The sequence below is a fragment of the Acinetobacter rudis genome (assembly GCF_031157835.1).
In the GTDB taxonomy this organism is placed as follows: Bacteria; Pseudomonadota; Gammaproteobacteria; order Pseudomonadales; family Moraxellaceae; genus Acinetobacter; species Acinetobacter rudis_A.
Genome location: NZ_JAVIDR010000035.1, coordinates 1 through 9,238, shown reverse-complemented (window position 1 = coordinate 9,238; position 9,238 = coordinate 1). Strand labels below are relative to the sequence as shown.

At 38.6% G+C, this 9,238-nt stretch carries 14 protein-coding genes and 1 tRNA gene; all 15 read left to right on the top strand.

The features are described from left to right. The first annotated feature begins 48 nt into the window (after positions 1–48). Complete coding sequence (locus tag RFH42_RS16545; protein WP_308977026.1) at positions 49–792, top strand: ATP-binding protein; 744 nt, start codon at positions 49–51, stop codon at positions 790–792. Further along, positions 789–2,336: a DNA cytosine methyltransferase gene (locus RFH42_RS16540; RefSeq protein WP_308977024.1), complete on the top strand. Its 1,548-nt coding sequence runs from the start codon at positions 789–791 to the stop codon at positions 2,334–2,336. The genes RFH42_RS16545 and RFH42_RS16540 overlap by 4 nt, the downstream gene beginning before the upstream one ends. Beyond that, a complete protein-coding gene (locus RFH42_RS16535; protein ID WP_308977022.1) occupies positions 2,333–3,175 on the top strand; it encodes a DNA adenine methylase in 843 nt (280 codons plus the stop codon). The genes RFH42_RS16540 and RFH42_RS16535 overlap by 4 nt, the downstream gene beginning before the upstream one ends. Next, the gene (locus RFH42_RS16530; protein ID WP_308977021.1) at positions 3,172–3,483 is read left to right on the top strand and encodes a hypothetical protein; all 312 of its coding nucleotides are present in this window, start codon (positions 3,172–3,174) and stop codon (positions 3,481–3,483) included. Before RFH42_RS16535 ends, RFH42_RS16530 begins: the two co-directional genes overlap by 4 nt. After that, positions 3,480–3,752: a hypothetical protein gene (locus RFH42_RS16525; RefSeq protein WP_308977020.1), complete on the top strand. Its 273-nt coding sequence runs from the start codon at positions 3,480–3,482 to the stop codon at positions 3,750–3,752. The genes RFH42_RS16530 and RFH42_RS16525 overlap by 4 nt, the downstream gene beginning before the upstream one ends. A gap of 293 nt (positions 3,753–4,045) precedes the next feature. Further along, on the top strand, positions 4,046–4,438 hold the full coding sequence (locus RFH42_RS16520) for an endonuclease domain-containing protein (protein WP_308977018.1): 393 nt from the start codon (positions 4,046–4,048) through the stop codon (positions 4,436–4,438). Positions 4,439–4,440: 2 nt separating this feature from the next. Then, entirely contained in the window at positions 4,441–5,115 is a 675-nt protein-coding gene (locus RFH42_RS16515; protein ID WP_308977016.1) for a metallophosphoesterase, read from the top strand. Positions 5,116–5,125: 10 nt separating this feature from the next. After that, the gene (locus RFH42_RS16510) at positions 5,126–5,659 is read left to right on the top strand and encodes a hypothetical protein (RefSeq protein WP_308977014.1); all 534 of its coding nucleotides are present in this window, start codon (positions 5,126–5,128) and stop codon (positions 5,657–5,659) included. Positions 5,660–5,872: 213 nt separating this feature from the next. Beyond that, complete coding sequence (locus RFH42_RS16505; protein ID WP_308977013.1) at positions 5,873–6,094, top strand: transposase; 222 nt, start codon at positions 5,873–5,875, stop codon at positions 6,092–6,094. Positions 6,095–6,913: 819 nt separating this feature from the next. After that, positions 6,914–6,991, top strand: a tRNA-Arg gene (locus RFH42_RS16500). 215 nt (positions 6,992–7,206) lie between these two features. Further along, entirely contained in the window at positions 7,207–7,506 is a 300-nt protein-coding gene (locus tag RFH42_RS16495; RefSeq protein ID WP_308977012.1) for a hypothetical protein, read from the top strand. 1 nt (position 7,507) lies between these two features. After that, positions 7,508–7,681, top strand: a complete 174-nt coding sequence (locus tag RFH42_RS16490; protein WP_308977011.1) for a hypothetical protein — start codon at positions 7,508–7,510, stop codon at positions 7,679–7,681. Between the two features lie 70 nt (positions 7,682–7,751). Then, positions 7,752–8,126 (top strand): hypothetical protein, encoded by a 375-nt coding sequence (locus tag RFH42_RS16485; protein WP_308977009.1) that lies wholly within the window; start codon positions 7,752–7,754, stop codon positions 8,124–8,126. A gap of 92 nt (positions 8,127–8,218) precedes the next feature. Next, complete coding sequence (locus RFH42_RS16480) at positions 8,219–8,686, top strand: hypothetical protein (RefSeq protein ID WP_308977007.1); 468 nt, start codon at positions 8,219–8,221, stop codon at positions 8,684–8,686. A 57-nt stretch (positions 8,687–8,743) separates the two neighbouring features. Beyond that, complete coding sequence (locus RFH42_RS16475; protein WP_308977006.1) at positions 8,744–9,142, top strand: hypothetical protein; 399 nt, start codon at positions 8,744–8,746, stop codon at positions 9,140–9,142. The last annotated feature ends 96 nt before the right edge of the window (positions 9,143–9,238 follow it).

Sequence of the window (9,238 nt, the reverse complement as noted above, 5' to 3'; positions counted from 1 at the left end):
TCAGAATTATGGGCCACCAGTTGGCGAAATTGATTTAGAGGGCTTGATATGAACGCAATGGCTCTACGTTTTGATTTGCAGCAGTCTAACGAATACTGCTCAACACACATGCAAAACAAGATTTCTTTTCATGGTCGCACGTTCTGCAAACAATGCAGTCTTGAGGCTTTGGAGCGTGGTAACGAAGAACACAAACACGCTGTAAACATCAAGGTTCGTGAAAATCATTTCAAAGGCGCTCAGTTACCGAGTCGTCATGAAAACTGTGGGTTTGGCAATTACGTCACTGAAAACAATGGGCAGTTAGAAGCTAAGCAAAACTGTGCCAAGTTCACTAAAGATTTCTTGGCAGGGATGAATCGTAATCTGATCATGATTGGTCGCCCTGGTACTGGAAAAACCCATTTAGCCTGCGCCGTGGCTAGAAACCTGTTAGATCAACGTAAGTACGTTCGCTACATCACTTCTGAGGATATGGCCAATGAGATAGCCAATGCCTGGAAAAAGGCTGATGACAGTGAAGCTAATGCGATTTACCGATTCACAGATACCGACTTATTGATTCTTGATGAGTATGGCTTGCATGACCAACACGAAAGCCGCTTGCAGTTAGTACACAAGGTTTTATACGCACGTTATGACGAGAAAAAGCCAACGATGCTTATTTCGAACTTTGGGCTAGATGATCTTAAAGAGAATTTAGGTGACCGCCTATGGTCTCGCTTTCAACATGATGGGTTGACAGTAGTTGAATGTAATTGGGCTGATCAAAGGGTGGGTGAAGTAGCATGAATTTTAATTTATTACCTCATGAACTCATTATTGACAACTTCGCAGGTGGTGGGGGAACTAGCACTGGTTTAGAACAAGCATTTGGTCGTCCTGTTGATGTAGCAATTAACCATGATCCTAAAGCACTGGCTATGCATCGAGTTAATCATCCTGATACTAAACATTACTGCGAGTCAGTTTGGGATATTGATCCGATTGAAGTCACAAACAATCAACCCGTAGGTCTTGTCTGGTTGTCTCCTGACTGTAAGCATTTCTCAAAAGCTAAAGGTGGAAAACCTGTAGAAAAGAAAATCAGAGGTTTAGCTTGGGTTGCACTTCGTTGGGCAGCTAAAACTCGTCCTCGAGTAATCATGCTAGAGAATGTTGAAGAGTTTAAAACTTGGGGTGACCTTGGAGAAGATGGTAAACCATGCCCGAAAAGCAAAGGTCGTACTTTTCAAAGCTTTGTGAATGCACTTAAACGACAAGGTTATGTTGTTGACTGGCGAGAGTTACGTGCGTGTGATTATGGCTCACCAACAATTCGAAAGCGTTTTTTCTTAATTGCTCGTCGTGATGGCTTAAAGATTCAATGGCCAGTGCCAACACATGGCAATCCTGATTCACCTATGGTTCAAAGTGGAAAATTAAAACCATGGCGGACTGCAGCTGAGTGCATCGACTGGTCTATCGAGTGTCCGAGTATTTTCACACGTAAGCGCCCTTTAGCTAAAGCAACAATGGATCGCATTGCAAAAGGCATTGAGCGTTATGTGATTAACAGTGCAAAACCATTCATTGTAAACAGTATCGCGCCTGTTTTAACCGAATGTGCAAATGCTTCAAATCAAAGATGCATGTCAATTGATGAGCCTTTGAGAACTATCTGCGCTCAGGTTAAAGGTGGTCACCATGCATTGATTGCACCAAGCCTTGTTGTTAATACAACTGGTCATCACGGCGGTAGTGCCGAAAAACCACTACATACAATCACCACAGGTGGTCATCATGGAGTAGTTTCAGCTTTTTTAGCAAAGAATTATACAGGTGTTGTTGGTAGCGATATTCAGGAGCCAGTACACACGGTTACAGCTAAAGATCACAACTCATTGGTGGTTAGTCATTTATCAAAGATGAAAAACAATTGTGTGGGGCAAGAGATCAATACACCAATCCATGCGATGACAACGGTAAACCAATTTGCAGAAGTTAGAGCTTTTCTAACTGCATTTTATGGCAACGAAAAAGATGGCAACTCCATTGCTGAGCCATTGCGTACGATCCCAACTAAAGACCGTTTTGGCTTGGTTCAAATTGCTGGCCAAGACTATCAGATCGCAGACATTGGCTTTCGGATGCTGCAACCAGTTGAGCTTTTCAAGGCGCAGGGTTTTCCTGATTCGTATGTATTTGATCGTGGTCTTGATGAACATGGCGCAGATGTAAAGCTAACTAAGACTGAACAAACAAGAATGGTCGGTAATTCAGTTTGTCCTCAATTATCACGCGCATTGGTTATGGCCAACTTTAAACATGAAGAAAAATTGAGGGAGGTGGCATGAAACTAGATCACCCGTTAATTCGCTACCACGGCGGCAAGTTTCGTTTAGCCCACTGGATTATTTCTCAAATGCCTAACCACACTTGTTACACAGAGGCATTTGGTGGAGCAGCTGGGGTTCTACTTCAAAAACCACGTGCATATGCAGAAGTTTATAACGACCTTGATGGTGACATCGTAAATCTATTTGAAGTGTTGCGAGATTCTAGCTCGAGAGAACAGTTAATCGAGCAACTGGTTTTGACTCCATATAGTCGAGCTGATTTTGAGAATGCATGGGAACCTACCGAAAACAAAATTGAACGTGCACGCCGTGTATGTGTTCGGGCTCAAATGGGTTTTGGGTCAGCAGGGGCAACCAAAGGTATTACAGGCTTTCGTATTGATACAAAGCGCCAGTATGGTACTGCGCAATCGTTATGGTCTACATATCCTGAACACTTGGGAATTGTTGGCCAGCGTTTAAGTGGTGTGCTTATTGAGAATCGTCCTGCAGTTCAAGTTCTTAAAGATCATGATGCTAAAGCAACTTTGCATTATGTAGATACACCATACGTGATGGATACACGTTATGACGGTGCTAAGTCAGGTCGTATCTATCGCCATGAAATGGATGATCAGGATCACAAGGAATTATTGAAAACATTACTCGAGCTAGAAGGAATGGTGATGCTTTCAGGTTATCCATGTGAGCTTTATGGCGATGTTTTAGTTGGTTGGAAACGAATTGATACCAGTGCTCGTATTTCGGCAGGTCGTGGTACCGCATTACGTACTGAGTGTTTATGGCTGAATCCAGCTGCTCAAAGTCCCGATTTATTTAGTGAGGTGATGGTGTGAACGCATACGAATTTATTAAGCAATATGGCCTAGATCTAGCACACCGAGACATTGCTTGTTTGGAGTCGGGTTTTATCACTGAGCAAGATTTTATCGAGGCAAATGGGTTTGAGTTTGAGGAACTTCGCCGTGTGGTTGAGTCGCATGAGTTGGTGGAGAGATTTGACGGACTGGATAGCTGTAAGCTGGGTCTATATTACCTTGATAAGAACAACATAAGCAGTTTTGAACATAGGTTTGTTGATGATTTGAGTTGCACAACAATCAGATTCAAGCAAGCCATCGCCGACGTGGAGGCTTGTCAGTGAAATCAATCCGTTTAACTCCAGAAGAGCGTCAGTTAATCATATCAAGACGAGAAAAAAATGCCCAAAAGCTTGCTTTAGAAAAGTTTCAAGAGAAAGCACTAGATGTGGCAAACCGTTGGGTTAAGTGGTCAAAAAAGAATGGTGAGGGTCTGACCTTTTCTACATTTGTTAACAGTTTCAATTATCAGGATGGTGATGGAGAGCAAATATATGCTGCTGTTCAAGCAATTCTTGGAACTGTTTATGTATTAGGTAGTGAGTATGAATAATAAAGATTTCCTTGTTTGTATCGTATTCGCCTTTGTACTCATGTTTGCAGTCAAGTTTTTATGGAAGTGGCTTAACAACGGATTCAATGATGTTGCTGTTAGAGAGTGGTTGAACCGAGGTTTTTTGTTTGGTCTAGGTTTTTTGATTGCTCTACTTGCTGTGATTTTGATTTTGAAGATTATTAGTGAGTACTCATGACACCTAACCAGTTCCTGATTTGCATACTAATCCTTATCGTTATCGCCGTGTTTGCATCATCACAGCAGAGTGTACATCACGCACTAGGTTATCTATGAGCAGTATGTCGATAGCTGAGTACAAACAGCTTGTTAAGAAAAAGACCGTAAGACGTAAGCGTCCTGCGGTTAAAACTCAAAAGGTAGTAAGTGAAGGCGAAGCAACACTGGCTCAGCATTTAAAAGTTCATGGGATTGGTTTTGAGACAGAGTTTAAGTTTCACCAGGATAGAAAATGGAGAGCTGATTTTTATTTAACTGGGACGAAGCTGTTGATCGAGGTTGAGGGCGGTATTTGGAGTAATGGAAGGCATACAAGAGGCAGTGGTTATCAAGCAGATATGGAAAAGTATAACGCGGCAGCAATGTTGGGTTATACGGTGCTGAGGTTTAGCACGGCGGATGTGAAGAGCGGTAGGGCGATAGAGCAGATTAAGGGGATGGTGTGAGCATGAGTTTAGTTAAGGTTTGGGATAAAGAAATTAAAGGCAAGGTTTACGCCGTGGGTGATATTCATGGTTGCTATAACTTGCTCATGACTAAATTGACTGAGATCGGCTTTGATTTTGAAAATGATCTCCTGGTGGCTGTTGGTGATTTGGTTGATCGTGGTGTTCAGAATTTAGAATGTGTTGATTTGCTTGATCAGGATTGGTTCACATCTATCTGTGGTAATCATGAAGATCTTTGTATTGGTGGCCTTGATAACGATGCATTTAAGCGTTGTCATTTAGCCAATGGAGGTGAGTGGTTTTATGATCTAAACCACAACATACAGTGTGAAATTGCATTGAAGTTTTCTCGATTACCTACAGCACTTGAGGTTAATCATAATGGTCGTAAGTATGGTTTTGTGCATGGACATATTGAGCAAAATAACTGGGATGAATTTAAGCAATCATTGCTCTCTGATGATCCATTAAACGAGGCTCACAGCCATGCAATGTGGAGACGAGATCGTGTTGACTTAGATAATGACAAATATACCCACGTATCTGGTGTTGATGCTGTGATTATGGGTCATACAGTAATGCAAAAACCAATGAAGCGGGATAATTGCCATTACATCGATACTGGGGCGGTTCACTGGGGAACTATGACGATTTTAGACTTGGCAAAGATTTAAGGTGATCAGAATGAATACAGCAGTAACGATTATGCAGGCGGTTGATTGGTCTAAATATGATTTAGAAGGGTGGTTATATCAATTTGGGGCGTGGATGCGTTCAGCTTCTGGTGTTTGCGGTCGATCAGTGAATCCTATTGCTGTGGCTATGGATGAGGCTGTTAAAAAACGTAAATATAAAATGAAGCCTGAAATGCAAAAGCAAATTATCGCTGATTACATGTCAGGTGATTTGGTGGTGCCAAGGCCAAAGGGAAATAAAACAGTTTGTGAAATCACAGATAATGAAGCAAGGGCAGTACAGCGTCTTATTTTAGATATGCAAGGTCAGTCAGATGTGTTGGATGGTTGGTTACATTCGATTATTGACCGATATTTTTATGGATGCTCGATTGCAAATATGGTTAATCATACAAGAACACTTATGGAAACTAAGTTTGATTTAAAATGTGGTTTAGCAGCGCTTCATTGCAAATATCCATTTATTGTCTTTAAGTTGGAAGATATAAGCGATGATACTGCTGATGAGGGATCTAGTGTTTGACAGTGACGTCACTGGTATGGCATATTTATGGCACAGTGGACGAATTTTCAGTAATTCACTGAATATGCCTCGCAAATGTGGGGAGTAAATGTAAATGCTGATGTAAACTTAATCGTAGGCGTGAGCCTCTCTTGATCTTAGATTCAAATCCTCTCAACTGATTTTAATGGTTAATTATTATTATTTTACAAAAGCTCTTTAATGAGTGAAAAAATGAATATCTCAAATGGCTGGATGACAGCCAAAGCAGTAAATGGCGATCAGATTCGCGTGAAAGTAATTCCGTTTAAACGTAAACAAAATACGATGTCTGGTCATACTTGGGTTGAAGTGTGTAAGCAAATTCAAGTTGAATCAGGAGATTTGTTCCAACTTAACTTGGATGGTAAGTCTTTTTATACAGGTCTAAATAAGTTGTATAAATTAGTATCTTAAATCCTTTGTTCTAATAGCCTCCTTCGGGAGGTTTTTTATGCTCAAGCTCTAAATCTATTAAAACTGAAGTTTTAACTGAATTTAATATGTATTAAATTAAAAATAATTAACGACATATGTTTTAAACATAGTTGAAAATTTGGTTAAGTATAGATTCTATGTCATATTGTTATTGCTTCTTTGATATATACCATCATCGAAGCTTTTACAGCCCAGAGTACGCATCTGGGCTTTTTTTTGCCTAGAGGGAAGTGATCATCTGAATTGGGAGTGATGCCCCACACAAAATGAATGATGAAACCGAAAAGTAAAGGATACTGTGCCTATTCAGGTTCTTTAAAATAGGGTGTAGCTATGAACTATAGGATAGATATTCTGTGGTAGCTAATGCGAGTTTTATATGACCTATTTGTAGAGGTTTTATTTTTTTACATTTGGAATAAAAAAATCATATGATAAAAAAGATGATGGGTATAATATTTTGATTTTTCAAGTTCAATGGCGTTTATAATAGATGGATATTTGTATAGGTGGTCGATGGCACGGGAGTGTTGTCTTACCTGCTAAGACGCAAAAAAAACACTTTAAAGTAACGGACTCATTTGGAAAGTCAATTTTATACAAAAGAAAATTAATAATTGTTGGTAGTAGATATTTAAAATTTTGGCTTGATTCAAATTTGTCGAATGATCAGGTAAATGATTTGTTGGTAGGTATAATACACAAATATATTAATGGTACCTAAGGGCATTATTGTCTGATTTTTACATAAGAAGCTTAACGTAAGATATAAAACAAATATCCTCCTTCGGGAGGTTTTGTGCTTATAGCTCAGCTGGATAGAGCATCCGCCTTCTAAGCGGATGGTCACAGGTTCGAATCCTGTTAGGTCAGCCATATATTTAAAACCATGTTTAAAACATAAGTAATTTAATACAGCCCACCACTTGTGGGTTTCTTTTTGCGTGGAGAAAAGTAATGTCATATGTTTTAGTTGGACTTATATCGTTTTTCATTGGTTATGTGATGTGCTTTAGATTTTTCCAAAGAGATATCACTCAGAAAAAGCCCATGGTCTTTGGCGGTCAGGTTTATATTGCTGAGAAGAAATAATGCACATATATGAAATGATTTATAACGCCGATCCAGAGGAATTTCATAGCGATCTTTATAAAAACAATAATAAGGAAAGCCGAAAACATTTCTTTAATCAGATGCTGGATAACACAATAAAGGCACTTGAGAATTGTAAGGCTGTGTGTGAAGAAGGTGATATTTACCTTATTTCGATGTATCAGGATGAGATTGCAGCCTTAAAACAGATGGAGAGTGCATTTCTAGAAACTGGTAAGGCAGAAATAAGTAGCTATATATCAATGTGTATTGCTGAGCGCACAGTGAAGGATTTTTAAAATGAATCAAATAGAAGCAAAACAAAACCTACGCTCACTCTGTGACGAGATAGAGAAATTACAGAACTTAAGTCGTGGCTTAATGACAGCCAAAGAAATGATAGATGTTGATTCAAAGATTCGTCGGCATCGCCAGCAGGTTAAGAATATTAAAAACTTATTGGCTGAAATGTGAGCTAATTTGCAATTTAAAAAAAACAACCTAATGATAAAATAAATATCAATATTATTTGATAAAAATCATTATGTTGAACTTTATTTATATGACTTTTGGTGGTTTGAGAAGAGAATACTATTTTAGAAATCTATTTATTGGTATTGCCTTTGGAGTTGCTATTTGGTTAATGATGGATGCATTGGAGGCTAGATCTAGTAATCCAAAATCACTACAAGATCTAGTGATCATAAAAGGATTTGTGGTGCTGAATTCTGTTTTATATCCATATGCTAAATTTCTGTATGATTATTTGTGGCAATTGATACGCGGTGATAATGTTTACGCTTACCATCTCAACTTATTCAGCATTTGGTTTATTTTGGTAGCAAGGCTCATGTGTTGGTTCTTTGCGTGGGCGATAGCACCAGTTGGATTGTTAATATTGTACTTGAAAAATAGATAGTTGATATGAGAGTAACCCACTTCGGGTGGTTTTTTAATACCTAAAATTCCAATTAGGTCGAATTCGACCTAATTAAAACGCCGTGGATAATCGTGGATATTCAAAAATACAAAGCCTTAACCAACAAGAAGCCCATCAAAACAAAACCAAGAACTAGACCGCTGCCTAAGGCTACTGATCGTTATCTAGAAGCTGAGGAAGAAATAGAAAATGCTCTGCAAATTCTAGAAATTAAATATGAAAAGAAATTTCAATTTAAATCGACTAAGCACTGGCGTTTTGATTTTCATTTGGTTGAACACAGAATTTTAATTGAGATTGCAGGTGGGCCATGGTCAGGCGGTAGAGGTGGGAAACTTTCTACCAAAGCTTGGAGTATGGATCGCTACGATGTTGCTGCTGAGATGGGTTATAACGTTGTACGTTTAGAGTCTGCTCGATCATATAAAATCAAAGAAGATGGGCCTTTACAGGTTCAGGCTTGTTTTGCAGTTCAGTGGTTAAAAGATTTAAAGAGGCATAGTTTTAATAGCATTAGATCAGTAGAAGTACAGTACTAAGTTGTTAATATTTCAACTAATTGATAAATTAATTTTTTTTATTTTATAAGTCTTATTATGAAAATATTTCTCTTAATTCTACTCTTATTGCCAGCATTAACTTATGCCTTGGACTCTGAAGATATTAAGGAGTGGAAGTTAATTGAGTCAGATGAGTCAAAAATATATCTTGGGCTACCATATATTAAGAATGGGGACAAAGTAATACTCATAGAAAAGTTTGTGCTTAATGAATCATATTCACCTGGTTACAGCGGTTGGGCTCTTCGCGAATATGGTTTTTATAATACTCAAGTTTATGATTGTAAAAATCATACTATTGCTAGAAAACATGTTGTTAGTATTTTGTGGCCTCATAGAGATAAAAAAGAGCCAGTTGCAGATGAAGATTTAAAGTTTCAAGGGGTTGGTAACTCTGGAAGCGATAGAGAGATTATGAATCTAGTTTGCAAATAATGATGTTATAAAACCACCGAAATGAACTGACCCCATAAAGTTGGACAGTTTTTCAGGCGGTTAAATGAGATTGAGTTCTGTATTCAACTGGACTCA